Annotated in this window: 30 protein-coding genes and 1 pseudogene; 4 read left to right on the top strand and 27 right to left on the bottom strand. The window is 70.3% G+C overall.

What is annotated here, in order from left to right; translation table 11 throughout:
- Positions 1–1,079, bottom strand: a pseudogene (locus ALMP_RS08915) (rhamnogalacturonan lyase); the annotation flags it as partial.
- Between the two features lie 39 nt (positions 1,080–1,118).
- Positions 1,119–2,105 (bottom strand): YafY family protein, encoded by a 987-nt coding sequence (locus tag ALMP_RS08910; protein ID WP_264925735.1) that lies wholly within the window; start codon positions 2,103–2,105, stop codon positions 1,119–1,121.
- 604 nt (positions 2,106–2,709) lie between these two features.
- On the opposite strand from ALMP_RS08910, the gene ALMP_RS08905 reads away from it, so the two are divergent.
- Positions 2,710–2,940 carry a helix-turn-helix domain-containing protein gene (locus tag ALMP_RS08905; RefSeq protein WP_264925734.1) on the top strand — a complete coding sequence of 77 codons (231 nt, stop codon included), beginning with the start codon at positions 2,710–2,712 and terminating at the stop codon, positions 2,938–2,940.
- Positions 2,941–3,068: 128 nt separating this feature from the next.
- Here ALMP_RS08905 and ALMP_RS08900 read toward each other — a convergent pair whose 3' ends face one another.
- The 4 genes from ALMP_RS08900 to ALMP_RS08885 all read right to left on the bottom strand — a co-directional run bounded on the left by ALMP_RS08900 (position 3,069) and on the right by ALMP_RS08885 (position 5,348).
- Positions 3,069–3,218, bottom strand: coding sequence for a hypothetical protein (locus ALMP_RS08900; protein ID WP_264925733.1), 150 nt, complete (start codon positions 3,216–3,218; stop codon positions 3,069–3,071).
- Positions 3,215–3,676: a hypothetical protein gene (locus ALMP_RS08895; protein WP_264925732.1), complete on the bottom strand. Its 462-nt coding sequence runs from the start codon at positions 3,674–3,676 to the stop codon at positions 3,215–3,217. Before ALMP_RS08895 ends, ALMP_RS08900 begins: the two co-directional genes overlap by 4 nt.
- Entirely contained in the window at positions 3,673–4,023 is a 351-nt protein-coding gene (locus ALMP_RS08890; RefSeq protein WP_264925731.1) for a hypothetical protein, read from the bottom strand. Before ALMP_RS08890 ends, ALMP_RS08895 begins: the two co-directional genes overlap by 4 nt.
- Positions 4,024–4,118: 95 nt before the next feature.
- Complete coding sequence (locus ALMP_RS08885) at positions 4,119–5,348, bottom strand: helix-turn-helix transcriptional regulator (protein WP_264925730.1); 1,230 nt, start codon at positions 5,346–5,348, stop codon at positions 4,119–4,121.
- A 197-nt stretch (positions 5,349–5,545) separates the two neighbouring features.
- On the opposite strand from ALMP_RS08885, the gene ALMP_RS08880 reads away from it, so the two are divergent.
- Complete coding sequence (locus ALMP_RS08880; protein ID WP_309299445.1) at positions 5,546–5,680, top strand: hypothetical protein; 135 nt, start codon at positions 5,546–5,548, stop codon at positions 5,678–5,680.
- A gap of 827 nt (positions 5,681–6,507) precedes the next feature.
- On the opposite strand, the gene ALMP_RS08875 is transcribed toward ALMP_RS08880, so the two are convergent.
- The gene (locus ALMP_RS08875; protein ID WP_264925728.1) at positions 6,508–6,804 is read right to left on the bottom strand and encodes a hypothetical protein; all 297 of its coding nucleotides are present in this window, start codon (positions 6,802–6,804) and stop codon (positions 6,508–6,510) included.
- A gap of 186 nt (positions 6,805–6,990) precedes the next feature.
- On the opposite strand from ALMP_RS08875, the gene ALMP_RS08870 reads away from it, so the two are divergent.
- Both ALMP_RS08870 and ALMP_RS08865 read left to right on the top strand, forming a co-directional pair.
- Positions 6,991–7,239: a winged helix-turn-helix domain-containing protein gene (locus ALMP_RS08870; RefSeq protein WP_264925727.1), complete on the top strand. Its 249-nt coding sequence runs from the start codon at positions 6,991–6,993 to the stop codon at positions 7,237–7,239.
- Positions 7,240–7,248: 9 nt separating this feature from the next.
- Positions 7,249–7,638: a WhiB family transcriptional regulator gene (locus ALMP_RS08865; RefSeq protein ID WP_264925726.1), complete on the top strand. Its 390-nt coding sequence runs from the start codon at positions 7,249–7,251 to the stop codon at positions 7,636–7,638.
- On the opposite strand, the gene ALMP_RS08860 is transcribed toward ALMP_RS08865, so the two are convergent.
- The 20 genes from ALMP_RS08860 to ALMP_RS08765 form a co-directional block, all read right to left on the bottom strand.
- Positions 7,610–8,596, bottom strand: a complete 987-nt coding sequence (locus tag ALMP_RS08860; protein WP_264925725.1) for a hypothetical protein — start codon at positions 8,594–8,596, stop codon at positions 7,610–7,612. The two genes, ALMP_RS08865 and ALMP_RS08860, sit on opposite strands and share 29 nt — an antisense overlap.
- Before the next feature lie 89 nt (positions 8,597–8,685).
- Entirely contained in the window at positions 8,686–8,940 is a 255-nt protein-coding gene (locus ALMP_RS08855) for a hypothetical protein (RefSeq protein WP_264925724.1), read from the bottom strand.
- On the bottom strand, positions 8,937–9,269 hold the full coding sequence (locus ALMP_RS08850) for a hypothetical protein (protein ID WP_264925722.1): 333 nt from the start codon (positions 9,267–9,269) through the stop codon (positions 8,937–8,939). Before ALMP_RS08850 ends, ALMP_RS08855 begins: the two co-directional genes overlap by 4 nt.
- Positions 9,270–9,288: 19 nt before the next feature.
- Positions 9,289–10,224, bottom strand: a complete 936-nt coding sequence (locus tag ALMP_RS08845) for an N-acetylmuramoyl-L-alanine amidase (RefSeq protein ID WP_264925721.1) — start codon at positions 10,222–10,224, stop codon at positions 9,289–9,291.
- Between the two features lie 11 nt (positions 10,225–10,235).
- Positions 10,236–10,526 carry a hypothetical protein gene (locus tag ALMP_RS08840; protein WP_264925720.1) on the bottom strand — a complete coding sequence of 97 codons (291 nt, stop codon included), beginning with the start codon at positions 10,524–10,526 and terminating at the stop codon, positions 10,236–10,238.
- Positions 10,527–10,535: 9 nt separating this feature from the next.
- A complete protein-coding gene (locus tag ALMP_RS08835) occupies positions 10,536–11,057 on the bottom strand; it encodes a hypothetical protein (RefSeq protein WP_264925719.1) in 522 nt (173 codons plus the stop codon).
- 21 nt (positions 11,058–11,078) lie between these two features.
- Positions 11,079–11,450: a hypothetical protein gene (locus ALMP_RS08830; RefSeq protein ID WP_264925718.1), complete on the bottom strand. Its 372-nt coding sequence runs from the start codon at positions 11,448–11,450 to the stop codon at positions 11,079–11,081.
- An 8-nt stretch (positions 11,451–11,458) separates the two neighbouring features.
- Positions 11,459–13,063, bottom strand: a complete 1,605-nt coding sequence (locus ALMP_RS08825; RefSeq protein ID WP_264925717.1) for a hypothetical protein — start codon at positions 13,061–13,063, stop codon at positions 11,459–11,461.
- Positions 13,060–15,861 carry a hypothetical protein gene (locus tag ALMP_RS08820; RefSeq protein WP_264925716.1) on the bottom strand — a complete coding sequence of 934 codons (2,802 nt, stop codon included), beginning with the start codon at positions 15,859–15,861 and terminating at the stop codon, positions 13,060–13,062. Before ALMP_RS08820 ends, ALMP_RS08825 begins: the two co-directional genes overlap by 4 nt.
- A complete protein-coding gene (locus ALMP_RS08815; RefSeq protein ID WP_264925714.1) occupies positions 15,858–16,079 on the bottom strand; it encodes a hypothetical protein in 222 nt (73 codons plus the stop codon). Before ALMP_RS08815 ends, ALMP_RS08820 begins: the two co-directional genes overlap by 4 nt.
- Before the next feature lie 17 nt (positions 16,080–16,096).
- On the bottom strand, positions 16,097–16,549 hold the full coding sequence (locus ALMP_RS08810; protein WP_264925712.1) for a hypothetical protein: 453 nt from the start codon (positions 16,547–16,549) through the stop codon (positions 16,097–16,099).
- Positions 16,550–16,593: 44 nt separating this feature from the next.
- Positions 16,594–16,983 carry a hypothetical protein gene (locus tag ALMP_RS08805; protein WP_264925711.1) on the bottom strand — a complete coding sequence of 130 codons (390 nt, stop codon included), beginning with the start codon at positions 16,981–16,983 and terminating at the stop codon, positions 16,594–16,596.
- Positions 16,984–16,992: 9 nt separating this feature from the next.
- Complete coding sequence (locus ALMP_RS08800; protein ID WP_264925710.1) at positions 16,993–17,493, bottom strand: hypothetical protein; 501 nt, start codon at positions 17,491–17,493, stop codon at positions 16,993–16,995.
- A complete protein-coding gene (locus ALMP_RS08795; RefSeq protein ID WP_264925709.1) occupies positions 17,490–17,642 on the bottom strand; it encodes a hypothetical protein in 153 nt (50 codons plus the stop codon). Before ALMP_RS08795 ends, ALMP_RS08800 begins: the two co-directional genes overlap by 4 nt.
- Positions 17,639–18,436: a hypothetical protein gene (locus tag ALMP_RS08790; RefSeq protein ID WP_264925708.1), complete on the bottom strand. Its 798-nt coding sequence runs from the start codon at positions 18,434–18,436 to the stop codon at positions 17,639–17,641. The genes ALMP_RS08795 and ALMP_RS08790 overlap by 4 nt, the downstream gene beginning before the upstream one ends.
- 9 nt (positions 18,437–18,445) lie before the next feature.
- Complete coding sequence (locus ALMP_RS08785) at positions 18,446–19,123, bottom strand: hypothetical protein (protein ID WP_264925707.1); 678 nt, start codon at positions 19,121–19,123, stop codon at positions 18,446–18,448.
- Positions 19,124–19,134: 11 nt separating this feature from the next.
- A complete protein-coding gene (locus ALMP_RS08780) occupies positions 19,135–20,019 on the bottom strand; it encodes a hypothetical protein (protein WP_264925706.1) in 885 nt (294 codons plus the stop codon).
- A 33-nt stretch (positions 20,020–20,052) separates the two neighbouring features.
- Positions 20,053–21,813, bottom strand: coding sequence for a major capsid protein (locus ALMP_RS08775; protein WP_264925705.1), 1,761 nt, complete (start codon positions 21,811–21,813; stop codon positions 20,053–20,055).
- A 193-nt stretch (positions 21,814–22,006) separates the two neighbouring features.
- On the bottom strand, positions 22,007–24,931 hold the full coding sequence (locus ALMP_RS08770; RefSeq protein WP_264925704.1) for a hypothetical protein: 2,925 nt from the start codon (positions 24,929–24,931) through the stop codon (positions 22,007–22,009).
- Complete coding sequence (locus ALMP_RS08765) at positions 24,906–26,276, bottom strand: hypothetical protein (protein WP_264925703.1); 1,371 nt, start codon at positions 26,274–26,276, stop codon at positions 24,906–24,908. The genes ALMP_RS08770 and ALMP_RS08765 overlap by 26 nt, the downstream gene beginning before the upstream one ends.
- Positions 26,277–26,700: the final 424 nt, after the last annotated feature.

Raw genomic sequence — 26,700 nt, 5'->3', positions numbered from 1 at the left:
AGGGCCCCCCCCCGCCAGTCCCAGGCGGCGATCACCGTGCGGGTGTAGTAGCCGCGCGCCATGATCAGCGAGGGGCGGGAGCCGTCGAGGTACGCGGTGCCGGCCAGGAAGCGGTCCACGCGGTTGCCGTAGGAGTCGCCCCACGAGGAGACCGTGCCGCGGGCCGGGACGTAGTCGACGCTCTGCATCGCCCTGCCCGTCTGGCCGTTGAACATGGTCAGGTACTCCGGGCCGGACAGGACGTAGCCGCTGGAGTTGCGGTGGTCCGCCGAGCCGCTGCCGATGACCGCGCCCGTGCCGTCCTTCGTGCCGTCGGCGGTCTTCATGGCGACCTCGGCCTTGCCGTCGCCGTCGTAGTCGTACACCTGGAACTGCGTGTAGTGCGCGCCGGAGCGGATGTTGCGGCCCAGGTCGACGCGCCACAGCCGGGTGCCGTCGAGCTTGACGCCGTCGACGATCGTGTTGCCGGTGTAGCCGGACTGGGAGTTGTCCTTGGCGTTGGTCGGCTGCCACTTCAGGACGAAGTCCAGCGCGCCGTCGCCGTCGAGGTCGCCGACGGAGGCGTCGTTCGCCTCGTAGGTGTAGGCGACGCCGTCGGGGGTGGTGCCGCCGGCCGGCGGGCTGATCGGAACGTCCTTGTAGCCGGTGCGGAGTTGGACCGCGTGGACGGAGTCGGCCTGCTCGACGCCGCCGACGATCGCGCGGACCGTGTAGTCGGCGTGGGCGGGGGCGCCGGAGTGGAAGAAGTTCGTGGAGCCGGTGACCGGGGTCGGGTTGACCTTCGTCCCGGCCCGGTAGACGTTGAAGGAGACGTCGTTCGGGTCGGTGCCGAGCCAGCGCCAGCTGACCAGGTTGCCGCTGCCGGTGTACACGCTGACGACACCCCGGTCGAGCTTCTCGACCTGGCGGGCCGTGGCCGCCTCGGCGGTGTCCGTGGCGAGGGTGGTGAGGCCGGCGCCGACCAGCGCGGTCACGGCCGTCATCGCGGCGAGCACGGCGGACCGGCGGCGTGCGCGGTGTGCGGGCGGTCGGGCGGGCGGGTGCGACGGCGCGGGGTGGGGGGAGTGCGGGTGCTGCACGAGGCGTACCTCCCGAAAGGACGGACGGGTTCCGCCCCGTCAGTCGCCGCCGGGCGGCCCGGGGTTGCCGGGGTGCGCGGATCCCTCGCGGGGAGTGCGGTACCGCTCCGCCAGGGCGGCCACGGTCCGTGCGAGGCGCGCCCGCAGCTCGGGCGGCCCGATCACCTCCACGTCCGCGCCGAGCCGCAGGAACTCGCCCTCGGCGTGGTCGACCGACTCGATGGGGACCGTCCACACGGTCCAGCCGTCCTCGTCCGCGGGTCCGTCGACCGCCGTCGCCCTGGGCAGTCTCACGCCCGGCGCCAGCCGCACCAGCGCCCGCGCCCGGTACAGCCGCGCGTGGAAGTCGCGCTGGTACACCGTCCAGTACGCGGCCAGGTCGAAGCCGTCCGGGCGGCTGAACTCCTCGCCGGTGACGGTGAGCCGGAGGATCTGGTCGACACGGAAGGTGCGCGGTCCGGGTCCGGCGACGACGTACCAGCGGCCGGCCTTGAGGACGAGTCCGTACGGCTCCAGCCGGCGCCGGACGTCGGTGGGCGTACGCCATCTGCGGTATGTGACATCCAGTACCCGGTTGTTCCACACCGCGTCGGCGACCGCCGGCAGGTACGGCGCCTCCTCCGTCCGCGCGTACCAGCCGGGCGCGTCCAGGTGGAAGCGCCCGCTGATCCGGTCGGCGTGCGTCCGCAGCTCGGCCGGCAGCGCGGCCCGCACCTTCAGCTGGGCGGCGGCCAGCACCGCCCCGAACCCCAGCTCGGCCGCCGGCCCGGGCACGCCCGCGAGGAAGAGGGCCTCCGCCTCCTTGGCGGTGAGCCCGGTCAGCCGGGTGCGGTAGCCGTCGAGGAGCCGGTAGCCGCCCGCGTGCCCCGCGTCGCCGTACAGGGGGACGCCCGCCGCGCTCAGCGCCTCCACGTCCCGGTAGACGGTCCGCACCGACACCTCCAGTTCCCGCGCGAGCTGGGCGGCGGTCATCCGGCCGCGGGTCTGGAGCAGCAGCAGGATCGACACCAGTCGGCTCGACTTCACTGCCACAGGATGTCGTTGGCGTGGGTTGCGTTTGGGCTGGTCGGGCGGGTGTCCTGCGGATCTCCCCCACCGAGGTTGACCTCAGTTGACGGCAGTTGACCCCACTTGACTCAGGTGCACAAGATCTATTCCCCATCCGTTCCCCATGTGGAACGGCGATGCCCCCGACCACACCAGGGCCGGGGGCATCGCTTTTCGAACCAGAGTGGGGCTTCCACCCGGGGAGGCGGACTGTGCCCCACCCTGGCCGCTCCATTGAATGATGTTGCTGTCTAGAGGGCAGTCCCCCAATCGGGTGAGTTTGACCCAGGGTCAACAGGAAAGATGCATCCGCCCACCCGCCGTGGATGGGGTGCTCACGGCGAGCGGGCGGGGTTCCGGCATCACCTTCGATGCCGGGCTGTTGAGGGGGGTGGCTCTATTCAGGGCACCAAGCAGCAGGCGAACGCATGTGCGATTCGCGTATGCCTATCCGATCACACCGAGCCCCGATCTGGCTACAAGCAGTGCGGTGGCTGATGCATATATCTGCGGGTACCCCAGGTTGGAGGGATTTACCCAGGCGGGTAAAGACTTCTAAGCAAGATCATCCAAATGTGGGCGGGTGCAAGACCCACCCCCCGACTGGGCACTCGCCCAACTCCGAGTCATCGGCGACCGCTTACGCGCCAGCCGCCGAGCCGCCGGCCTCTCCCAGATTGCGCTTGCTGATCGCATCGGCCGCGACCACAAGACGATCTCCCGGTGGGAGAACGGGCACCGATCCCCGAGCGTCCTCGACCTCATCTACATCGCCCGCGCCCTCGACATACCCCTGGCCGACCTCGTCCGGTGAGGCCCGCCGCCGGCGCACGGGGTGAACGCACGGCGACTGGCCCCTGGCGGCCGTCCTTCCCCTCCACGGGAGTCAGCCGCCCTTCCTCACCCCGCCGTGGCGCGGAGTACGGGCGGGGCGAGGGGGCTCTACTTGGACTCGGATATCAGCGGCGGCCTGCACGGCCGCTTGTGACGGTAGGCCGTGGGCCGGGAGCCGGACATGGAGTGCGGGATGATCTCGTCGAATCCCTCGCCCGGCTGGATGGGCTGGCCGCAGCTGGTGCAGATCCGCTTCATCGTGTCCTCCGTGGGGGGCACTGGCCGAGGTGGGTGTAGCCGTACAGCATCCCCGCACTCCCGTCGCTGATCGTCGGCTCGATCGGCTGCACCGCACGGATCTCCTGGGAGCAGCGGATGCAGGACGGCGCCGTCCGGCCGGCGTCGGATGCCGCGTCCTCGTGGAGGACCCGATACCCGTGGGCGACCGTGCAGCTCTGCGTACTGCGGCAGCGGGGGCAGCGGTGGACGTGCCCGTGCCAGCGGAGGTAGGTCTCCCACCAGGCGCGTCGGCGGCTGTAGCAGGACTCGCAGCCGTGGGGGCGCCAGCCCGAGGTGCCGCCGAGGTCGACGCCGGGCTCGGGTGCGGCGCACCACACGCAGGCCGCGCCGTGCTGCTGCGCCGGGGCGGGCCGGCTGGGCATCTCGTAGAGGAAGATCAAGTGTTCGATGTGCTCGGTCAGCTCGGTGGTGGTCACAGCAGCCTGCCCACCCTCCTGGACAGGACCCGGAGGGCCTGCTGCTCGGAGCACAGGGTGCTGTCGTCGACGCACTGTTCGCAGCTCTGGGAGTGCTCGTAGTAGGCCTTGCGTGCCTTCTGGCCGACGCACCCGGGGCAGGCGCGCGGGTACCACAGGCTGTCGACGACGCCGTTGATCGTGCCTGTCTGCGTGCCGAGGTCGTAGGCGGTTGCGGTGTTGAGGCGCTCGTAGCACCAGACGCAGTCGGCGCCGCGGAGCTGGTCTGCGGTGAGGAGGTGCAGGAGCTGTGGGAGGGGGAGCAGGGCGAGCGCGTCGACGGTGGAGCCGTCGTTTCTGCCTGTCATGCGGTGACCCCCTGGTTGGCCTCGGTGTTTGCGTCTGCTCAACCGAAGCTAGCGGCCAGAGGGTCACCGAAGTGCTACAGAACGTAGTACCTGTGTCAGACGACGCCGAGGCGGATCCCCAGCTCGACCAGCTCGCCCCGCTTGCGGGTGCGGATCATCGTGCCGACCGTCTCGCGGACGGCCGAGTGGGCGCGCGTCGCCTGAGGAGCAAGCCGCTCCGCGTCCAGGAACGACTGGAGGGCTTCCTCCCGCTGCCCGTTGTAGAAGTACGCGCGACCGCGATCGATGTGGAAGTGCGACAGCCTCTCCCGCGAGTAGCCGGCCGGGAGCTTCACCTTCTCCGCCCGGGCCACCGCGTCCTTGCCGCGGCCCATCTCCACGGGCAGGCTCACCGACCACAAGGACGTGTTGGTGGGGCCGAACTGCAGCTGGAAGTCGTTGCGGTCCTCGCCGAGTTCCTCGGCCGCCTCCTGCGCCTTGCCCAGATGACGGACCGCAGCCCGGGTGTCCTGCGCGCGGGCCAGGTTCAGCGACGCCTTGAGGTGGAACGCGCCCCGCAGCGACACCGCCTCCGGGCCCGGCGAGCGGACCGAGCCAAGCTCGGTGAGCGCGTCGTCGATGATGGCGCCGGCCTCGTCGTGCTCGCCGATGGTGAGGAACTCGCCGGCGTCGTACCAGTGGGCCGCCAGCAGCCGCAGGGGGTCCCCGGTTTCGCGGGATGCCCAGACGACGCGCTCGGTGGCGAGGGTCGCGTCCGAGGTGTGGCCAAGCTTGTACAGGTACTGCATGGCGCACTCGTAGGCCGAGGCCAGCAGCCCGAACACGGCGCGCCGGTCGTCGCCTTGGGTGAGTTCGGCGGCGACCTGGAGGTCGCGCAGCAGGGCGGGGAGGACCTCACCGGATCGGGTGAGGGCCGCGGCTTGCCGATGCTGGTTGGCTTCGGCGACGCGGGTCTTGAGGTCGGGCAGATCGACGGCGGCGGCTTCGGCGTCGGTGGGGCGTGCTGGCCGGCCGTGGCGCATGAGGGCGCGGCGGACGGCGGCGACCGATGCGACGGCTGCCTGCCCGTCGTGGTCGGCCTGGGGTGGCATGTAGGGGGCTCCGGTGATTTCGGTGGGGTGGCAGTCGAGGGCCTGCGCGAAGGCGAGGACGACGGCGGCGCGGTCGAGGCTGCGGCGTCCCTGTTCGAAAGCGCGGATGGCGGCGAGGGAGTAGCCGGCTTCGGTGGCGAGGCGCTGTTGTGTCCAGCGGCGGCGTACGCGGAGGCGGGCGAGGCGCTGTCCGTTGTTCTCTGCGCTGGTGGCGTTGTCGGCGTGGTGGGCCATACTGGTCTCCGTTCCTGGGTCGCACTTGGAACGGTACGCCTCGCGGCCGGTGCGGTGCGTGGGTAAGGCCCTTACGGATTGCGGTCCGTGAGGGCCTTTCCCGTCTGGCCCGTGCGTGCTTCGGGGGTGTGGCTCGCTACGCTGGCCTCATGCCCTCCCCTCTTCCGAGCCGTGGTTCCGTGCGGTCTGCTGCGGTCGTGAACGAGCAGATCCGGGCCATCGTCGTGCGTGCGCAGGGGCGGCCGTGGACAGTGGCGGAGCGGGCGCTGTACGGGCTGCTGCTGGAGGAATGGGCGGCCGCCGTGCGGTCCGAGGTCGTCGAAGCGGCATGACGAAGCCCCGCACACGGCGGGGCTCGTGGAAGCAGACCTGACCCGACGGGCCCTGACTGCCCTACCAGGGTAGCCTCCGCCGTCATTCCAAGAGCAGTGGTGGGCTGACCGGGTACTGGGCTCCCGCGACCGCCGAGAAGGTCGACGCGCAGCCCGGGTGACCTACACGTACTGGCGGCGCTGCGGATCCAACGCCAGCAACCCCGAATTCCCCGGCTGGTCGTCCGGCTGCGGCGCGCCATCCCTGCGGCACACAAGCGCGTCCGGATCCCAGCTCGGCGCCTGCAGGCTGTACCCGTCCGGGCACGCCGGTCCGGGAGTGCCCGTGTCCCCCTTCTCTCCCCGTTCGCCCTGCGGGCCGGCCGGACCCGGTTCGCCCTGAGGCCCTGCTGGACCGGCCGGTCCAGCAGGCCCCGCCGGGCCGGCCGCGCCAGTGGCACCGACCGCCCCGGGTTCCCCAGCCGATCCGTCCCGGCCAGCCGCACCCGGCGAACCAGACGGGCCCGGCGGACCCGACGGCCCGCGGGCACCCGGCGCCCCCGCAGGGCCGGCTGGACCGGCTGGACCGGGGGCCCCGGGTGGCCCGGTCACCGATTCACCTGGCTCTCCTCGCGACCCTGGCGGCCCGGCTACTGGCGTTGCGCCGAGGCCTTCCACCTGGCGGGCCAAGGCGTCGCGGGCGGCGTTCGCCTCGCGCAGGTCGTGGTTCAGGTTCTGCACGCTCAGCAGGACCCACGCGAACGCGGCCCCGAGAAGAAGTGCCGCGAGGACGGTCAGGACGTCGCCGCGGCGCCAGCGTCTTTCCTGCGCCCGTAGTTGGGTCCGGCTCATGACCCGCCTCCCCGTGTCAGCAGGATGATGACGGGCAACAGGATGCCCACAAGGGGGACGATGACCGCTCCGATCAGCCAGCGGCGGGTGGCCACCAGCTTTTCGGCGTCCTTCTCCCGTAGCGTCTCCAGCGTCGTGACCCGCGCGCCGAGCGCCTCGTGCCGCAGGTCGTAGATCCGCTGGTCGACCTTCTCGTCGAGGCGCCGGCCGATCTGGGCGATGTCGTCGCGGACGTCGGCGAATCGGTCTTCGAACCGGCGGACGACCTCGCCCAGGGTTGGCTCATCCGGCATGCGTCTCCCCGTTGTTGCTGAGGTTCATCGGGGGTCCTCCCGGGTGGTGCCATCCGGTGCTGTGTGGGTCTTCCGGTCGGGAGTGTCGCACGGTGCGCGGCTGGCATATTCCGGGCCGGGGTGGGCGGTTTGACACCGGTTGCATAATCAGTTTCAGCCGACCGGCCAAGTGAATGCGAGGCTGTCATGCAGCAGACCACCCAACGACGCCCCGGCCGACCCCGCGACCCGCACGTCGCCGCCCGCGACGAGCAGGTGTTCCGGCTCATCGCCGACGGCACCGGATCCCGCAGCGCCCTCGCCCGTGCGACCGGCCTCGACCGGCCCACCATCGCGCTGTCCGTGCAGCGGCTGAAGAAGCAGGGCCGCATCCGCACCTGCGCAGTCGACGGCGTGATCATGTGGTCAGTCGCCGACGGCACCCCGTGCCCCTGAGGAGCGGCCGTGGAAACCGTCGAGTTCTTCTCCGCCGAGGACGTCGCCTGGCAGACCAACGCACCCTGCGCCACCGCCAGCTTCGACTTCATCCCTGACGTCGAGACCGACGAGGGTCTCGCCGAGGCTCAGCAGTGGTGCCGTACCTGCGACGTCCGCCCCACCTGTCTCGCCTGGGCCATGCTCCACGGCGCCGAAGGCTACTGGGGCGGCACCAGCACCTACCAGCGCAACCAGCTGCGCCGCGTCCGCACCCGCGCGAAGTGCCCGCTCTGCCTGGGCACCGCGCTGGTGTACGAGGACCCGCACGAGCTGTGCCTCGCCTGCGGCATCTCGTGGATCCGCGACGTGCGCGAGGAGCCCATCGCCGCTACACCACTACCGCAGTCTGCCGCTTAGCCTGCTGCATCTCGTAGGCCCGCTGCCAGGCGTCCATCCACCTCCAGCTGTGGTCGCGGAGCCGCAGTTGCTCGGCGACCGCGAGCCCCGCCTCCGACAGCTCCTGCCTGAGGCCGGCCGACTCGCGCAGCCGCTTCAGCTCCCGGTACCAGCCCCGCGGCCGGTCCGCCAGTATCCCGGCACCCATCGCGTGCAGCCGCGCGTACTCCACCCGGGGCGACGCCACCCACGGCACCCCGCACGCCGACATCTCAAGCGGCTTCAACCAGCTCTTGCAGGCGTTGAACTTCGTGTCCGCCAGGGGAGCCATCCCCACCCCCAGCGACGCGACCGCCGCCGGCCACTGCTCGATCGGCACGCCGCCGCCCGGAGGATCCGCCGCGAGGCCGAACGCCTTCCCGGCGCCGCTCGGGTCGCCGCGCATCACGAACTCGGCGCCCTCGTCGACCAGGCGCGCCACCGCCCCGCCGACCACCTCGGGGTCGTTGGGATGCGAGTGGTAGGAGCCGGGCCAGCCGATCACCTCGGAGTCCGTGCGGGGGAGCCCGTAGTAGTGGTCCGGCAGGTAGTTCGGCAGCACCACGCCGCGCCCGTGCCGCGCGTACACGTCCAGCAGCGCCGGAGTCGACACCGTCACCAGCGTCGCGTCCCGGCACGCCGCCGCGAGGTTGCGCCACGAGTGCCGGTTGATCTGGCCGCCCGCCATGCGCCGTCCCTCGTTGCCGGGGTGGTGCGTGGCCCAGGCGGGATTCGACGGGTGGATGGAGGAGAGGTCGTCGTCGACGTCGACGACCACCGTGATGCCCTTCGAGCGCAACACCGCCACGGCCTGCGCCATGTAGGCGTGCGTGACCCGCTGCATCACGACCACGTCCACGCCGTCGATGAGGACGTCGCGGACCGTTTCCCGTTCCATGACCAGGCGCATCGACCGGTTTCCGGGCGCGACCACGGTCACGTCGTGTCCGGCTGCGGCGCAGTGCTCGCCAGGCCACCGCATGCGGAACGAGCCACATCCGAAGGCATCTGCCGGGTAGACAACGACTCTCACTCGCCGGTCGCCTTCCGCGTACGACGTGCGGCCGGCCGTGCCTCCTGGTCCGTCTGACTGGTCGTCTTTTCCAGGGCGTCGAGGCGCGCGTTGAGGCGCTCCACGATGCCGGTGAGTTCGGTGACCTTCAGATCCAGAGCAGCGACCTGGTCCGCGTCTGTGCTGCCGTCGGCGGTTGGGGTGATGTCGAGGAGTGCGGCGGCCTCCTCGCGGGCCAGTCTGCGGATGCGTCCGTCCAGGGGGCTGCTCATGCCTGGGCCTCCTTCGGGGACACCTGGCCGCGCGTCAGCAGTGCGAGTACCGCCAGCACGACGGCGTTCGTGGCGCCCACCGTCTCGGCCGACACGTTCAGCCCGTATGCGGCCAGCAGCGCGGCCCCCGCGGCGACGACAGCGGTGAACGCGGCCGGCGCGATGGGCCGCGTCATGGCGGCGGTGATGGCGCCGAACACGGCGGAGGTGACGGCGACGATCGCGCCTGCCTGCTCGCCGCTCATGCCGACGTTGAAGGTGACGATGAGGGAGAGCACGGCGCTGAGGGCGGAGATGATGAGGGCTGGTTCCCGGCCGAAGATCTTCATGAGGGTTCTGCCTTCCTGGTCAGACGGTGAAGTCGCCGGAGACGACGCGGTGGATGAGCTTGGTCGTGGAGCCGTCGCCGGTACGGGCCTTCACCTGGAAGCGGAGCGTCTTGTTCGCGGGGATGTCGTGGTTGTGGAGGAACTGCGGCACGCTGCTGGCGGGGAACTCGCCGATGTCGCCATACCCGGAGGTGCCGCTGCCGTCGGGGTTGGTGAGGATGAACCGGCCGGTGATCAGTCCTGTGGCGCCAGCCTCGAAGGTGAGCTGCACGTAGGTGGGGCCGACGAGCTGACGCGGGCCGGAGTGGATGACGGCGTCGGTGAACGCGAGCGTCGTCCACACGTTGTCGGCGAGGTCGACGTCGAACGCGTTAGCCTCGTCGATCTTCTGAATGGTCATGTCGGTCTCCTGGGTGGGCGGGGTGGTGCCGGTTGCGCGGGTGACGATGCCCGGGAACACGACCTCTCGGAACTGCTTGACGCGGGCGTCGCCAGGGCAGTCGGTGCCGCCGCTGGACCACTCGGGGTAGAGCCGGTGGTAGCCGTACCCGGGGTCGTCCCAGGAGCGGCAGATGCGGAGCGGGATGCCGTGCTGCTGGTGCAGCCACACACCGAGCCGGATCAGCGCTTCGATCTGCTCCGGCGTCCACGGGTCGGTGTGCTTCAGGTTCGAGGCGGTCTCCACCGACACGGCGCCCGTGCCGTCGGGCCGCAGGTTCGCCCGGTAGTTGGCGTCGGCCCTCGTCTGCGTGCCGATGAACTGGCCCATCGATCCGTCGTAGTCGAGCCCGAAGTGGGACTCCAGGTTGGTGGAGTCGCGCCAGTACTCGTAGATGCGCTGCTCGTCCCATGGGGCGGCGATGCTGTGCATGATGAACTGCGTCGGCCGGATCGCGGGCTGAGAGTCGGACTCCGGCTGTAGCTCCAGCTTCTGGGCGAATGGGCACCAGGCCATGGGGTGGCTCCTTACGATCCAAGGTCCGGGTCGGGTGTCTCCTGCCCCGGCCCCGGCGCACTGACGGGCCCAAGCGCCGGGAAGTCCGCATTGGTGATCGCGGTGAAAACCGCGTTCAGTTCCTGATCGGTGACCAGGCTCTTGTCGGTAAGCACCTTGATCAGTCCGGCCAGCATGACGTCGGAGCCGATCATGCGGATCCGCTCGGTGGGATCGCCCCATGAGAGGTCTGCGCCCAGCTTTCTGCAGACGGCCCGGTGGGCCCGCCAGAGGCTGATGGCGTACTGCTTGACCGTGGCCATGGCCTCTCCTCACAAGGGGATGACGACGATGCGTCGGTTCTGGAAGGAGCCCGTTCCGCCGGTCACGCGGTACTGCATCGTGAACGTGTTGCTCCCCGCCGTGAGGCCGGTCTCCATGTAGATGGCCGCGCCGCGCAACGTCTGGTTGACGGCCGCCGCCGTGATGATCACCGCGCGGTCGTCGGTCGCCGCAATCGTCGACGCACCGGAGACCGCGTATGAGGCGTACGAGTTCTGCGAGGCAGACGAGTTCTGCACGATCGACGTCACGGCGACGATCGCCTTCGTACCTGTGGTGACCGTCACCGCCGGGCCAGGCGTCGCCAGGTTGCCGTACCCAGTGCCAGTCGTCGATTCCGAGGTGGTCACGCCCGCAGTCGACGGGACCCGTTCGACGATCGAGTTCGCGCCCGACGCGACGAAGATCGTGCCCGCCGTGGTCGCCTTGGCCGGGGCGGTCTCGTTGAGGTTGTCGCGGATGTGGGTGTTGAACTGCGCGGCGGTGAACACCGTGTTCGCGACCGCCGTCATGGGCGCTGTCCAGGCCATGGGTCACGCTGCCTCTCCGCGCGCGGGCAGCCCGTGCGCCTCGTTCTCGTCTTGCAGGTCCTTCACGCTCTGTCCGTGTTCGATCCCGAACCGGACGGCGGTGGGATGGTCGGCGGGGTACCAGTTGCGGTTGTGCGGGATCGGCCGCAATTTGAGGACGGCCGTGATCTCTGCATCGTTGGGGGGCCAGTCGATGTCGCTGGTCGCGTGATGGCAGTACGAGCAGTGGAACAGCGTGCGCCGCACCACCCGAGGGCCCCCGCGGTGCTTCGCCTCGTACAGCTGCTCCACGCCGCCGCATCCGGCCGGGCAGTCCGCCACCCACATGCCGTTGTAGACGTAGGCGCGGGCAGCGTTCGTGATCAGGGTTGTCACCGTGCCTCCTAAGTTCCGAACTCGTGGGTGTCGAACTCCGACTGCGTGTCCCAGATCCAGATCGTGTCCGGGTCGTCGGCGGCGATCGGGTCGAAGAAGCCGTCGTCAAAGCCGGCGCCGGTCTTGTCGAACGTGAAGGGGTTCTTGTTCGGGGCGTCGCGCTCTTTCTCGCAGCCGAAGACGACGGCGTGGATCGGCGGCCGGTCCGGGTCGATGCGGGTGATGGTGTGTTCGATCTGCTCGATGTAGAACCCGGCGTCCAGTCCCAGCTCGTCGTTGCGGATGGAGATGAGGTCGGACAGGGTGCGGGAGAAGATCTGCACCAGATGGGTGGGGTCCTGGGCGACGACCCGCATCGACACCAACGGGCGCCGGTTGGCGTACTGGGCGACGATGACCTCGGCCACGGCCTCCACATCATTGGCCGTGGCGAGGGCGATCTCCTGCGGATAGGTCCGCAGCCCGTGCAGGGTGATCGACGCCGGGTCCTGCTCGCGGACCTGGATCGTGCGTCCGACGGGGACAGCCCGCGCACGCAGCCGCATGGACAGCACGGTCGCGGGGCCGCCGATGGAGGTGACGCGGATGATTGTGGACTGGCCGGACGTCCGCGACAGGGTGGCCGAGACGATGCCGCTACCGGTGTACACGATGTCGGGGTCGTCACCGCTCGTGGTGGGCGCGACCGCATCCAGGAACGGATCCGACGCGACGGCTTTGATCTCCACGGTCTCGCCGGTGAGGATCGAGAACGGCGACTCGGTGCTCCACACCGAACTGAGGTCGGCGTTCTGGGCTCGCTGGTCGACGTCCTGAAGGACGTCGTTAACGATGTCGCGCCAGCCGTGCTGATAGGTGAACGGCGCGGTGTAGTCCAACCCGGTGACCGCCGGCGAATCGCACTCAACGCGGGCCGCAGCGAACGCCGCCTGCGCGGTAAGGGACTCGGCCCGCAGCAGCCGATGGTGCCGGTCCCGGAACGTGAACGTTCCACCCGGTGCGATGTACGCGATCGCCGGGGGGCCTTCCGCGTTGACCACCCTCTGAATCGCGTCGAACGCGGTCGTGCCCTCCTCCCACCAGTAGTGGGTGAAGCTGGCGCCGGTGTCGATGTCGCGCCGGTCGGCCGGCCATCCGGCGGCGTCGAGGATCAGCGCGACGATCTCCCCGGTGCGCAGGCCCTGATACAGAGCGGTGGAGATCTTGACGCCCTGGAGGGTGGACAGCCCGTCGAGGGCGGAGAAGTCGACGGAGCGGTCCTTGCGGTCGGCGTTGACAGTGAAGTCGTTCAGCCGGCCGTAGAACAGCGGGTAGGTAGTGCCCTGGAAGGTGGCCTGAATGTGGGTCTCTCGGCCCGGTTCGAGGTCGCCGTGCAGGTCGCTGTCGGTGTTCTCGGGCGAGTACAGGCGCTCGACGTTGCACAGCACGAAACCGGCGGAGCCGACCCGGCCCGGGGACAGTTGCCGTCCTTGGTCGCGGCCGTAGGCGATGCTGATGCCTCGGTTGAGGACGTCGTCGGTGACGTTGTCGAAGGGGTCGATGAAGTCGCCGTCGGCGGCCCAGTCGACGGCGATCTGGTAGGCGGCGCCCGTCACGCACGGGGACCACGTCACGGCGTCCTCCCCATCGGCAGGCGCCCTTGCAGACGCAGCCGGTCCAGGGACGCGGTGAGCCAGTTGTCCATCTCCCGCTGGGACGCGATGATCCCGGAGTTGGTCAGGTTCACGGTGAGGCTCACCAAGACCGGCGCCCCGGCCGCCGTGGCGGCGCGCACCGTGCTCACCCCGAGCGCGGACACATCACCCGCTCCGGCCCCCAGGCTGACGCGGCCGCTCATGCCAGCGCCGACGCCACTGAACGCGCCGCTGACGGTGGCGGCCATCCGGGAAGCGGCGGCGCTGACCCGGTCCTGGGCGCCGTTCAGGCCGAGGACGAGACCACGGCCGGTGTCGACGCCGATGCCGTGGAACACCTTCGACGGCGAGCTGATGCCGAGCGCGGACTTCGCCGCGCTGACCGCGTTGCTGACGACGTTGCGCGCAGCAGAGGCGACGCTGCCGGCCATGGCGCGAACACCGTTGATCATGCCCTGGATCAGGTCGCGGCCCGCGCCGTAGAGGAGACCGCCCAAGCCGCCGAGCGCGCCACGGATCATGCCGGGCAGGCCCCGCACCCAGCCCACCACCGTGTTCCCTCCGGCGACGACCGCGCTGCGGAAGCGGGACAGGGCGCTGCTGGCGACGGAGGTGATCTGGCCGCCGAGGGAGGACAGGGCGGACACCATGCGGCCGGGGAAGCCGCGCACCCAGTTCGCAACCGCCTGGAATTTGTCGACAACGAAGGAGCGGAACCTGTCGAGCGGGCCGAGGACGAGCCCGGCGAGGCGGCCGAACCATTGGGCGATGCCGCGCACCAGGTCGGGGATGATGCTGTTGCCGATCAGGACGTTGTACAGCCACTTGAAGGTGTTGACGATGCCGCGCACGATGCCCGTGATGAAACCGGACAGGTTGGACAGGGTGGTGGTGAAGAAGCGGGCGACGCCGCTCACCAGGTTCTGCAGGGACCGCCAGGCGCCGGAGAAGTCGCCGCGGAGCAGCGCGGAGAGGGCCTGCAGGGCGGGCGTGACGATGTTGGTGATGGTGTTGGCGAGCTGACCCGCCAGCAGCGATGCGAGTTGGATGGCGGCGTTGATGATCGGTGTCATCGCTGGCAGCAGCGCGGCCAGGGCCTGGCCGGCGAGCTGGGCCACGACGGCGATCAGCGGGCCGACGGCGCCCATCAGTTTCCCGAAAGACTGGCCCAGCTGCGTGAGCGACGGGGTCAGGGTGCGGACGGTCTGGGCGACGACCGGAAACAGGGTCTTCCCGAGGGTGGTCAGGGTGCTGGCCAGCGGCTGGATGAGCGCCGGGAGCTGGGCCATGATCGGGGCAAGCGCGGTTTGCAGGGTGGACGCGAGGAGCTTCACCACGGGGGCGGCCCCCGCGAACACCCCGCCGATGGCCGTGAGGAGCGGCACCAGCGGCGGCAGCAGCGACGCGATGAGGTTGCCGACGACCGGCAGCAGCGGCGAGAGAGCGTCGATCAGGACACCGACCGCGTCGGCGGCCGCCGCGAGAACCGGGCCGAGAGCGGCGATGATCGGGGACAGGGCGCTGCCGAGGGCGGTGATGAGCCGTTGGACGGGCGGTCCGAGGGTGGTGAAGATGGGGCCGATCGCGGCGAGGGCTTGCCCGAGGAGGGGCCCGGCTGTGCGGGCGAGGGTGCCCATCACCTGAGCCAGCGAGCTGATCGCGTCCTGAAAGGCCTTCGTGCCCGTCGCGTTGACGAGCGCCCCGGTGATCTCCTTGAGGATGCCGATCAGGCCGCCGCCCGCCGCTTGCACGGGCGCCATGACGTTACCGAGGATCTTGAACACGTTCGCGGCGACCGTGCCCAGATCCTTCAGCAGGTCGACCGCCGTGTTCACGGCGTTCTCCAGCGCACCGGATTTGAACGCGTCCGACAGGCGCTTGCTGATGCCGGTAGCGAACGTGCCTGCCGCAGACGTCAGCCTGCTGAACGCCGGCGCGCCAGCCGCAGCCAGCTGCCCGAGTGCGGTCACCACCTGGCCCGGCGTGCGCTGCAGGTTGGCCAGGCCCTGGTTGGCTCCGGCCATCGCCTGGCCGAGGGTGCCGTTCGTGGCGAGCTGTCGGGCGGCACCGGTGGCGCCGAGTGCCATCTTGTTCAGCGTGGTGGCGGTGGTGTTGAGGTTCTTGCGGACGACCGGCAGAGCCGTCGTCGACAGGCCCTTGAGTTCGTCGTCGAGCCCGGCGAACAGCCGGTTCTGGATTCCCTGCTGGAAGCGCTGGAACGCAGGCCGAAGTTCGCGGACCTGGAGGGCGAACGCGCGGGCGTTGGGCGCCAGTCTCTTCAGCGCCTCGTCGAACTTCTTCGCCCCGGCCTCGCTCGTGTCGAACGCGGCGGTGACCGCGTCCTCCACGCCCATCATGCCGAGCTTGATCGCGGCCGAGGCCTGCGTCACAGCCAGCATCCCGGTCACCGCGACCGCACCAGCAGGGGCGATGTTCTGCAAGGTGGTGACGATCCCCGCGAGCAGGGGCGCCGCCGTTCCGGCCGCCGCGCCCACCTTGCCGAGACTGAGGCCCACGCGCCCCAGGACAGCGCCGGCGCTGCTGGCGATGCCCGCGAGGCCGCGCAGGCTGAGGCTGAAGCGGTCGCCGCCTCCTGCTGCGGTGGTGAGGGAGCGGTTGATGATGGTGCCCTCGGCAACGAACCGGCCACGGACATCGCGGATCCGGCCCTGCGCGTCGCGCGAGAAACCGGCCAGCGCGAGGATGGCCGGGTCGGTGTTGGCGTCGACGCGGATGCTGGCGTTGCCGACCAGGCCGTCGCCGGCGGGGGTGCTCATTCGATCCTCCCCTGGGCGCGGGCCATCTCCAGGAACATCTGTGAGGTGTGGTCGGCTTCAGCCTGGTTCCACCACCAGGGCGTCTTGCGTCCGCTCTGCTGGGAGGGCTTGTGCTCGGTGCCGGGGGTGGCCCAGTCGCGCACGCCGAGCTGCCCGTCGAACCGCCTGCGGGCGGCTTCGGGCTTCTCGTTCTCGCGGACGCTGAGGCGCTGGACCATTTCGGCGTAGATCCAGTTCAGGAAGCGGTCGGCAGGAAGGTCGCCGGGATCGACACCTGTGGCTGCTGCGCGTCCGTCGAGCTCGTGCCAGATGCCGGGCTGGGCAGCCCAGTGGACGAGGGCGAGGACGGTTCGGTAGGGCGCAGGCCGTACGCCTCCAGCAGCCACTGGATGACGTCGGAGGCCTGTTCCAGTTCGATGGGGTTGCTCAGGTCGTCCAGGCGTTTCTGGAAACGGGCGTTGGACTCGTCCAGCAGGACCATGCCGAGGGCGTCGGTGAAGGCGTCGAGCTGCTGCTCTACGGGGATGTTCTCGACGTTGGCGAAGCGGGCGGCGAAGCGGGCCAGCGTCTTGCCGGGGAGGGCGGTGGCGGCTTCGAAGACGTCGTCGTCGATGCGGAAGAGCAGGCGCTCGCGCTTGCGGGTGAAGTCCCGGACGGGGCTCGTCTCGGTGGGTGTGGGCTGGCTCATGTGGGGGACGGTAAGAGCCCACCGCGCATGATCATTCCGGAGTGTCAGAGAGCGGCACGCAGGGCCCGCCGCAGGAAGTCATTCGGCTTCGTCCCCGGGTGCATGACCACCCTGGCATAGACCACACGGCCGCCGACGGTGAACCGCAGGGCCTGCGCCCGGCGCGGCCGGATGACGTGCGGCCGTGTCCCCCCGGTGACATACAGCGCAGCAGGGTGACGAACGTTGATCACGCCCTGGAAGTCGCCGCCCGGGCCGCGCCGGATTTGCGTGCGGATGGTGGATCCCATGCTGCCGGGCGCAAGCCGGACCGCTTCGGCTTCGATGCGGCGCATGCGGCGTTCCATGTTGCGGTAGACCATGCCGCCGGGCAGGCGGAGCATGCGCTCGATCCGGCTGCGGTCGAGGTTGAAGCTGGTGGACACGGTGAACACGTCGACCTCTCAGTTCCGGAAGAGGGCGACGTAGGCGCGGAGTTCGTTGCCGCCGCAGACACCGCTCGGGCCCTGGGCGGTGAGGGGGCGCAGCATGAAGTCGGAGATCTCCCGGTCCCGGTTCATCTCGCACAGCAGCACCGACGTGCCTTTCAGCATCTCGTAGGCGTCGAGGAGGATTTCCTGCGCGGAGGCGTCCAGGTCGGCCACGGTCGGCGCGAGCGTCTGATCATCGGGGCCGGGGACGCAGCGGATGACCTGGATGACGAACTCGCCCACTTCGTAGGGTGCGTCGCAGGCGTTGCCGACGCGGCGGGCGAGCTGGTCGGGGAAGGTCTCGGTGAGGTACACCTGGGCGAGGCTGACGGCGAGGAGGCCGCAGTCGCATTCGTCCCAGGCGATCTGTCCGGGCACGACGCCGGAGCGGGCGGGCTTGACGGTGAGTTCGTCGTAGACCGCGTCACGGATGCGCCCGGCGACGGTGTACCACTTCAGCGGGCCGGTGATCACGTGCGCTCCGGCCAGTGCCAGGTGCCGCCGGATTTTGCTCCCTCAGCGCGCCGAGCAGCCGCCTCAGCGCGATCGGCCTCCTTGCTTGCCAGCGCCGAGAACACCACGGCAACAGCGCTGATCACCAAGGCCAGCAAGCTGAGAATCATGTGCCTGCCCTCCGTACCGTCGGCTGATCCACGCGGTACACCCGCGACCGCGACCGCAACCTGTTCGGATTCCACGTCGCCACGAACATGTCCACCAGGTAGAGCCCGGTGCGTCCCTCCCGGAACAGCTCACCCACATCCGGATAGGAGATCGTCACCCCCTGCCGCACCAGCGACTGCAGCCCGGCAGGCAGCTTGCAGTCACCGCCGGCCGCAGCCTTCGCGATCTCACACGCGAGCTGGCCCATCGCCAGCTCGGCGCCGTCCGGGAGATCCTCGCCGTACGTCGCCGTGACGGACCAGGTGCCCTCCTCGGTGTCCGCCAGCGACAGGTCGTTGCAGCGCGGCCACTCGCCGCCGTCCGTCCGCACCAACAGCCGGTTGTTGTCCACCCGGTACGCGCCGGTCGCCAGCGGCGTCCCGTCCACGAGCACCTCGACAATCGTGTTCACGGGCGCCGGCAGCAGCACCTCCGACACGGTGCTGCACGAGCATCCGCCGTGGCAGGAGCCGCAGGTGAGGTTGAACCACTGGCCGCCGATCAGCGCGGGCTGCGGGTAGGAGCGGGCCCCGGTCCAGGGCGGTCCGAAGTCGTCGAAGAAGCGGCCGTCGTAGCAGTCTCGGCGGCAGGGGCGCAGGGTGACCTCGCACAGCCCGAACCGCTGGCCGGTCAAAGCCCACAGTGTCTCCGTGGCCATGGACACCGCCACCCCGGTCACGGCGGGGTTGAGGGTGTCCAGGTCGCACGTCCACTGGACCGGCCAGTCCTCGCATGGGCCGAACTGCGCAACCACCTTGACGCCTTACGCGGCGAGTGTGGTCGGGTCGCAGGCCACGTCCGGCGGTGCGGTCGTGGTCACGTTCCAGATCCAGTGCTCGTCGGTGTCGATGCTGGCCCCTGCCGGCAGGTAGTCCTCCCCCACGAGGGTGTCCCACGTCGCGGCGGCACCCCTGGTTTCGGACGTGAACTCGAACGTGGTGCGGCCGTTCTCGATGGTCTGCGAGCCGATCTGGGTGGCACCCACGTTGGGCCACGCGTGGTAGATGTACCGCTGGTTCCCGGACGCGTCACAGGCGCCGGACCCGGCGACCTCCTGCCACACCTCCAGGGAGAACCGGTTCGTCGGGTTGCCCTCCGCCACCGCGAACCCGGTGCCCGTCGTCGGCGTCCCCGTGGTCAGCTCGCGCGCGGAGATGATGTACGCGATCAGCGAGACGTTGACCTCGCACATCTGGACCGTCAGGCCCATCCTCTTCAGGGTCGGGTCGTCCTTCTGGTTCACGCACGGCGCACCGGACGCGGTGCGCTCGAAGAACTCCTCACCGTCCTCGTAGTCCGGCTCCATCTCGACCTGCACGAACCCCGAGCTGACGGCGACCATCCCGGACGAGCCGGTGACCGGAACGCCGCACGCGTCCAGCGCGATCACTCGCATGTGCGTGCCCTTGATGGGAGTCGCGCACGTAGAAACTGTGGCCATGATCCTGCTCCCTATGAGGTGGGCACGCCCAGCACGATGTGCGCAGCCAGATGGCAGCACTCGAAACCGAGCACGTACGTACGTTCGGCGATCATCCGCATCGTGTTCGCGGACCGATCGATGGAGTCGCGCGGGCTCGTGACCTGGACATCGCCGCGGTACCCGAACACCGCCCCAGTCGCGTAGATCCACGCCGTGCCGTCGGCCGGCGCGCTGCCGTCCGGGCCGGTCCCGGCGTAGCCGCCGCCGACGACCACGAGGTTCCCGGCCGTGGTGTAGAGGCGCCCGTCGCGCTCGATCAGGAGGTTCCACGCGGCCAGCGTGGGCAGCGCCACCCTGGGCACGTGGATGACGCCCTGCCCGGCGTAGCAGTCGGCCAGCTCCGCTTCCAGCTCGCCCAACGCCTGCGCCGCGTCCGCGCCCGTCACGGCGGTTGAGGCGACGGTCTGCAGCAGGATGTCCTGTCCGTCGACGACTTCGGCGTCCGCTGCCAGGTGCGGGAACACGACCTCCTGTCCGCCCGCGACACCGGTCCAGAACGCTGCCTCAACCTGCTGCTGCTCCACTCTGGCGAGCGCGTCGGAGGCGACGGTCTCCGCGTCCCGCAGGCCGACCGGCGAGCAGTCGAACTCGGCGACCACCGTGAACGGTGTCGCGCCACGGAACTCCTGGTCGACGTTGGCGGCCTTGGCGGGCGGCTCGGGCGGGGGCCCGCCGGTGCCGGTGACGGCGAGGCACTCGTCGTATGTGCTGCCGCCGGTCGGGCAGCGCTCGATCCAGGTGACGCCCTGCTGCCAGTGCGGGCTGTCGGTAGCCGGTTTCTGAGCGGCGTCCCACAGCCCATACGGCAGCGGGGTGAACGCCGGTCCGTCGATGATCTGGCGTGCTCCGGCCACCGGCGCTCACCACCCTTCTGGTCGGGCCTGGGGTCAGACGCGGACGGTTCCGGACAGCAGCGCCGAGGTGGAGCCGTTGACGTTGAAGCCGACCCTGTACTGCCGGGACTCGTGGCCGACCTTCGCGATGAGGTGGCACTCCTCGGACCACAGCGCGGTGTGGTCGTTGGTCTCGTTCAGCACGCTGTCGCGGACGACGCCGAGGTCGAGGCTCATGCCGTTGCCGTGGACGAACGTCCCTGCCGCGTAGATGAGGAAGTCGACCGTGGTCGGCCACGCCGTCATCGCGGTCGCGTTGCCGAACTGGCCGGTGCCGCGGACCTGCCAGTCGTCGACCCACTGCACGCGCACGTTGCGGGCGGTGAAGTAGGAGTCGATCTCGGAGTTCGGGACCGCCTGGAGTTCGACGCCGGCCTTCCACGCGAGGTCGCCGCGGATGACGTCGCGGACCCAGTAGGGCAGCACGACTTCGAGGACGTCGTCGAGGCACATGCCGTAGCGGGCCCGGTAGTCGTTGGCGGCCAGGCCGACGGCGTTGTAGATGCGGGGGGCGGCGGCGTCGGTTGACGCGCCGCCGGAGATGTTGGTGACGGCGGAGGACGCGGCGACCATCAGGGAGATGAGGCGGGCGTTGATGGCGTGGTCGTGGGCGGCCATCAGCAGCCGGATCATGTGCTGCGTCGCCTCGGGGTAGGCGGCGTCGGCGAGGTTGCCGGCGGTGAGGCAGATGCCGTAGCAGTCCAGGCGGGCCTCGTCGAAGTCGGGGCAGGGGACGCGGACGCACGGCTTGGTCGGGGAGCCGGTGGCGGCGGCGATGTCGTCGTCCTCGGTCCACAGCCACGGCACGCTGTCTCCGTTGAAGGTGACGGCGAACCCGCCGAAGGCGACGCTGTTGACGGTGTCCGCGAGCGACGGGGAGACGGGGAACTGGATGCCGCCCCTCGTGATGCCGACGGTCGGCAGGTCGATCATGCCGCTGGAGCAGGCGATGTTGAAGAAGTCGTAGCGGATCTCGCTGGGCGCGCACCAGCCACCGCCGGCCACGAGCGCGGCCTGCTTGTCCGGTCCGGTGAGGTAGTTCAGGAGTTCCTGGACCTCGGAGGCGTTGGAGCGGTCGTCGAGGGTGTGCTCGAAGTCGTTGCGGATCGACGCGACCAGCTGGTGGTTGGGGTTGCCGCGCGTGACCGGCATGCTCTTGGACTTGCGGTTCACGACGTCGGTGAGCGCGTCCAGCGACGTGAGCTGGCCGCCGCGCTCCACGCCGGGAATGTCCACGGAGGCGGTGACCGCGAGGCGCTGCGCGGGGACCTTCGGGGCCGGGGCGTGGCGGGCGGTCTCGGCGAGAGAGGCGGTAGCCCGGCGGGCGATCTCCTCGGGCCGGACGGTGCCGCCGCGGCGGTCCATCATGAAGCTGCTGAGGGCGGCGGTGACGCCCTGCGCGGTGGCCTGCGCGATGGCCTCGGGGTCGACCGTGGTCTGGGCCGCTGCCTGCTGCTCGGCGGCGGGGGCGGTGCCGTTGACGCGGGCCTGGAGCGCGGAGAGCTGGTCGGCGGCGCGGGCGCGCTCCAGCTCGGCGTTGCGGCGGTTTCGGTCCTCGCGGACGGAGAGTTCGGCGCGGATGCGGTCGAGGTCGTCGGTGAGGCGCATCGCGTAGGCGAGCGTGTCGGGGTCGACGTCCTGGATCTCCGAGACACGGTTGAACTCGGCGACCGCCCTGGTTTCCAGCTCCTGGAGTTCGGTGTCGCTGGAGAGGGTGAGGTCGGACGGGGCGCTGAAGAGCTCTTCTGCAGGCACTTGGTCCTCCGTGATCGAAGGGTGGGTTGCGGGCTCGTCAACGCCCTTTGATCACGGAGGTTAGCGCATAGCACACAGTCCGACAATGTGTCAATTAGGTTGACCGGTGGGGTAAACCTAAAGGTCAGACGCTCGGAGGAGGCGGCGGCGGGGGTGCCGGACGACGCCTCTTATTGCAGCTGCACATTCGCTCTCACCTCCCCGGGTGGACTCGGCGAGACAGCATCCGCATCACGATCCGCACCGCGTCCCGCTCCAACTCGCCCTGCGACCGACCCCACGCCACCACCGGCTTCCCCGCCGCCACCAGCGCCTGCGGCTGGCCCGACGCGACCCGGGCCCGCATCTTCGGCACCGGGAACCCAGGCACGTTCACCGCCAGCAGCCCCACCAGCCGCAGCTGACCACCGATCCGCCGCCAGTCCCCGGACACCTGCCCGGCCGCCTGCAACTCGTAGACCTTCAGCGGATCCGCGCCCGGCCGGATCGCGCCCGCGACCCAGATGCCGTGCTGGTCGTTACCGACGGCCACGTCCGCCACCGCGGCACCGGTGTTGTCGTAGTGCTCGGCCGCCGGGGACGCCCCGTAGTGCAGCGGCGCGTGCCCCGTCCCGACCGTGATCTGACCGACCGCCACCCGCGCCCCGTCCGCGCACACCACCTCACCGGTGCGGTAGTAGGGGTGCTCATCCTCGTGCGGCGGCTGCACGCACACACCCTCCTGCCCGATGTGGCACGACCCCCACTGCGCCGCATGCCCGTAGATGCGGCCCTCGTCGGTCACCGTGATCGGCGTCGGCAGCGACAGCCCCGGGTCGGAGAACCAGGCGGCCGGCGGCCGGAACGGCCCCGCCGACGCGGTCACGGGCGGCACCACCCGCAGCGGCGCCGGCTCTTCCTCGACGCCCCGCATCTGGAGCAGCTCGGCCTCGGTGACCGGCTGGCCGCCGGCCACGATGGCGCCCTGCTCGTCGAGGAGCGCGATGTAGGCCTCGGCGAAGGCGGGGATGTCGACGAGGGTGGCGGCGCGGATCCTGCCGCCGTGGAAGATGACCTTCTCCGGCTGCGCGAACAGCATCTCGAACAGGTCGTCCTCTTCGCCTTCGCCCTCCCCCGTTCCGGCGTTGACGTCCTCGGGCCACACGAACTCGACGTCGGCGTCGGCGATGGAGTCGGCGTCGATGGAGACGCCGCGCAGGAACTTACCCTCGATCTTCGCGTGGGCGCGGCGCCCGTTCTCGTCGGACAGGTCGAGCACCCCAGCACCCATGATCTTGTTGCCGTCGCGCCAGATCCTGTCGATCCGGCCGACGTTGACGGCCTTGGTGCGGGCCTCGCCGCCGTGGGAGTCCTCGATGTTCCACCGCAGCGGCACCGGAAGATCCGCCCACGTGAGCGCGCCCTCGGCGAACTCCCGGCCGTCGCCGGTGACGATGCCCTCCACGGCGAGCGGCCCCTCCCAGGGGGCGGTGACGCCCGCGTAGTCCATGCTCTCGTCGCCGTCGTCGCCCGGCCCGTCGTCGCCCTCCTCGGCGTAGAGGGCGGCCTGCTGCTCCAGCGCGGCGGCCTCGGTCTCGTGGCAGCCCATCAGCTCGCCGTCGCCTTCCTTGACGACGGCCCACGGGGTGTCGGCACCGCAGTCCGGGTGCCCCTGCTCAATGCGGTACGGCACGGCGCCGCCTCCTTCGTGGTGTGTCGGCGGCATTGTGTCTGCGGACGCCGCCAAGATCATTCCGGTCTGTGCTGCCTGCTCACCGTCCTGCGGCCACACCGTGACGAGCGTCCCCCGGCAGCGCGCCCCGCCCAGGCAGCCGGTGTAGCCGCCCGTCGGATACACGGCGCGGGCCTCCTCCAGGGACGTGTAGCGGGTGCCGTCGACGGCGCGGCACGGCGCGCAAGAGTTCTTGTCGAGGATCTCCGTCGCCACATAGGTCGCCGGAGGCGCGACCGCCAGCACGGCCATGCGGCCCTCGTTCTGCGCGGCCGTCATCGCCGCCCCGATCTGCTCCTCGACCGCCGCACCGGACAGGCCCTCAAGGTGCTCGTCCACCGCGGCCGCCACCTGGCCGGCCGAGCCGGAGCCCCACACCCGCATTGCTTGCCGCACTGCGGACTGCACCAGGCCGACGCCGAGGACCCGCGCGGCGGTGCGGCCGATCTGCCGCAGCCGGTCACGGATCGCCGCCGCGGTGATCGCCTCGTCGTCCAGCGACCACTCAGGGACCGCGACGCCCTGCGCTTCGGCCTCGGCCTGCTGCGTCTCGCCAGCCGCGCGCGCGTAGGCGATCATGCGGGCGATGAGGAGGCGCGCCCCGTCACTGGTGTCGACGGTCAGGGTGTTGAGCCGGTCGAGGTCGTCTGACTCGGCGGCTGCCTGGACGGCGGCGGTGATTTGCTCGCGCTGCGCGGTCTGGATGTCGGCCCAGGCTTCGACGGTGGCGTCGACGGCGTCGTGCCAAGCTCGGTCCATCTCTGCGAAGTTGGCGCGGGAGGCGAGTTCGAGTTCGGTGGGCTGGCGGCGCAGTGGCCCGGCGGCGGCCGTGACGGGACCGTCGAGGGGGATATCGGTGTGGTCCCCGGCGAACGCCACGCGGATGCGGTCGAAGGTGACGGGACCGAGCCGCTGTTCGAGGTCGGGGAGCAGTGCCGGATCGTCCGAGTAGGCCGCGCAGATATGAGCGGCAAACGGGGTGTACTGGGATGGCAGCATCTCGCGGTCGATGTCGGCGGTACGGACCGCGATTGCTGCCGCCTCGTAGGCGTCGACCAGTAGCGGGGCATCCGCTGCACGGTTCTCCGCGCTCTCGTCGCCGACGGCCCACACCCACGACGGCGAGTTGCTGCCTGCGTTCCAGTGGTTCGCGCCGAAGACGCGGGCAGCGATGGGGCCGCGCACGTAGTCCTGAGCCGCCATGGCGAGCACGTCGATCAGGCTGGCGCGTTCCTGCTCGGTGAACACGCTTCCGTCGTCGCCGAGGTAGTACAGCGTCAAGTGCAGCTGGTCGGCCGCCTCGCCGCCCTCGATCGCCAGCCGCTCCGCATCCTCGACCGTGGGCATCAGCGCGATCATCGCGCCCGACAGATGCGAGCCGTCAGCGGCGGCCGTGAGCGTAACCATTCGAACTCCGAGAGGCAGTCGTGAGGAAGCCGGTCGTATCCAGATGCGGCGAGCGCTGGCCGATCACCAACTGCCCGAACGGCGACAGTCGCGCCTCATACGTCCCCGACATCCCCGGACGCGGCAGCGCGTGCAACTTCACCGCCGCATGCGTGAACGGGCACGAATACGCGTGCTGCGAGCACAGCGCCGGGTGCAGCAACTCCGGCGCGCGCCCGGCCGCGAACCGGACGGCGTGCATCGCCTGCGACTGCTGGATCAGCCGCTCCGACCGGGCCACAGCCGCTGCCTCGCGCGCGGCATCCGCGTTGGGCGGGGAGCGGTCCTCGGGCGTCGGCTCCGGCTCGGCATCGGACGGCGGCTCTTCGCCCGGGGGTGCGGCGGCGACCGGCGTGATCTCGACGCGCTCACCGACCAGCTGGGACAGGGCGGAGCCGGCGCCCGACGGCAGGGTCTTGATGATGACCTTGAGGGCTTGTTCTTTCAGTTCGTCGTCGCTGGGCTTGTCGGCTTCGTCGAAGCCGGTCTCGCGGCGCAGGGCGGCGCCGTTGATCTCCAGCCGGTCGTAGAGCTGGATCGCGTCGTCGGAGCGGTCCGGGCGGAGCGTGAGTTCCGACATGTCGTACCAGACGACCCAGTTTGCCCAGTCTTCCACGCCGGAGGCTTGGAGCCGGGGCTGGAGGTAGCCAGTGGTGAGGGCCTGGCAGATCAGCTCGGCTTCCGGCGCGATGTGGGTTTTCAGGGCGCCCTCTTCGAGCTGCCAGGCGCCCCAGTGGTTGACGTCGCCCAGACCGAGGAGGATCTCGGCGGGCATGTTCAGCATGGTGGCCAGACCCTTGATCGCGCTGTCGCGTTTGTCGAGGATCTTCTCGTCGAGCTGAAGGGTGAAGTCGACGTGCTTGATCTTGTCGACGTACTCGGCAGGCACCTTGATCGGGATCGGCACCACGGCGGCGGCGGTGCCCGGTGTGCGGATCGCTTCCGCTGCGATCTCGATCCACTCGGCCATGAACGGGTCGGCCGCGTCGGCGAACTCCTCCCGGACGGGGAAGACGATCTCCTCCGGGAACATGATCACGCCAGCGCTGGCGAGGCGGGAGAGGAACTGGCTGGTGATGTACCGGTTGATCAGCTCCAACTCGCGCATCTTGCCCCGGGCCGCGCGCGCCGGGGAATCGGCCATGTAGTGGAACCGCTTGTGCGGCCGCCACACCCGCGTCACCAGAGAGTCGGAGCCCAGCGGCCGCCACTCGGTGCCGTTGCCGGCAGTCGTCTCGTCACGGACTTCGAAGTGGCCGCGTGCGGCGCGGACTTCGTCGGTGGAGCGCACCGACCAGCGTTCCACGCCCCGCACGGTCTCCCCGATGAGATACCCCTCTCCAGGGACAGCGAGCTGGGTACCGAAGCCGGACATGAGCTGGGCCTGTGCGCCGACGCCTCCGCCGAGGGTGGTCATCAGGTCGACGGCGGTGCCGGCTTCGGCGCGGACGGGTTCGTCCTGCCCGGGTTCGAGGCGCGCCGCGTAGAGGCGGACGCGGGAGAGCATTGCGGACACCCACTCGACGCCGTACCGGAATTCGCCGAGGGTGTCGTAGAACTCCCATGCTTCGTTCTGCCAGGCGTCGGTGTTGCGGACGAGTTCGGTTCGCGGTTCCTTGACGGGGGCTGCGGCGGCTGTGACCGCATTGGGTTGCGCGGGGGCTGGGGGCGGCGCTGGTTTGGGCAGCGGCCCGCGTCGGCTGAAGGCACGCCACCAGGCCATTGGGTCC

The sequence above is a fragment of the Streptomyces sp. A012304 genome, from assembly GCF_026008495.1.
GTDB lineage: Bacteria > Actinomycetota > Actinomycetes > Streptomycetales > Streptomycetaceae > Streptomyces.
Note: the sequence above shows the minus strand (reverse complement) of the source record. Positions and strands in the feature narration are given on the sequence as shown.

Excerpts from the sequence above, each read along its gene's own strand:
- ALMP_RS08900 (WP_264925733.1), bottom strand. The coding sequence starts at position 3,218 with ATGAAGCGGATCTGCACCAGCTGCGGCCAGCCCATCCAGCCGGGCGAG.
- ALMP_RS08890 (WP_264925731.1), bottom strand. The coding sequence starts at position 4,023 with ATGACAGGCAGAAACGACGGCTCCACCGTCGACGCGCTCGCCCTGCTC.
- ALMP_RS08885 (WP_264925730.1), bottom strand. The coding sequence starts at position 5,348 with ATGGCCCACCACGCCGACAACGCCACCAGCGCAGAGAACAACGGACAG.
- ALMP_RS08875 (WP_264925728.1), bottom strand. The coding sequence starts at position 6,804 with ATGCCGGATGAGCCAACCCTGGGCGAGGTCGTCCGCCGGTTCGAAGAC.
- ALMP_RS08870 (WP_264925727.1), top strand. The coding sequence starts at position 6,991 with ATGCAGCAGACCACCCAACGACGCCCCGGCCGACCCCGCGACCCGCAC.
- ALMP_RS08855 (WP_264925724.1), bottom strand. The coding sequence starts at position 8,940 with ATGAGCAGCCCCCTGGACGGACGCATCCGCAGACTGGCCCGCGAGGAG.
- ALMP_RS08850 (WP_264925722.1), bottom strand. The coding sequence starts at position 9,269 with ATGAAGATCTTCGGCCGGGAACCAGCCCTCATCATCTCCGCCCTCAGC.
- ALMP_RS08845 (WP_264925721.1), bottom strand. The coding sequence starts at position 10,224 with ATGGCCTGGTGCCCATTCGCCCAGAAGCTGGAGCTACAGCCGGAGTCC.
- ALMP_RS08840 (WP_264925720.1), bottom strand. The coding sequence starts at position 10,526 with ATGGCCACGGTCAAGCAGTACGCCATCAGCCTCTGGCGGGCCCACCGG.
- ALMP_RS08835 (WP_264925719.1), bottom strand. The coding sequence starts at position 11,057 with ATGACGGCGGTCGCGAACACGGTGTTCACCGCCGCGCAGTTCAACACC.
- ALMP_RS08820 (WP_264925716.1), bottom strand. The coding sequence starts at position 15,861 with ATGAGCACCCCCGCCGGCGACGGCCTGGTCGGCAACGCCAGCATCCGC.
- ALMP_RS08815 (WP_264925714.1), bottom strand. The coding sequence starts at position 16,079 with ATGGTCCAGCGCCTCAGCGTCCGCGAGAACGAGAAGCCCGAAGCCGCC.
- ALMP_RS08810 (WP_264925712.1), bottom strand. The coding sequence starts at position 16,549 with ATGAGCCAGCCCACACCCACCGAGACGAGCCCCGTCCGGGACTTCACC.
- ALMP_RS08795 (WP_264925709.1), bottom strand. The coding sequence starts at position 17,642 with ATGATTCTCAGCTTGCTGGCCTTGGTGATCAGCGCTGTTGCCGTGGTG.
- ALMP_RS08785 (WP_264925707.1), bottom strand. The coding sequence starts at position 19,123 with ATGGCCACAGTTTCTACGTGCGCGACTCCCATCAAGGGCACGCACATG.
- ALMP_RS08770 (WP_264925704.1), bottom strand. The coding sequence starts at position 24,931 with ATGGTTACGCTCACGGCCGCCGCTGACGGCTCGCATCTGTCGGGCGCG.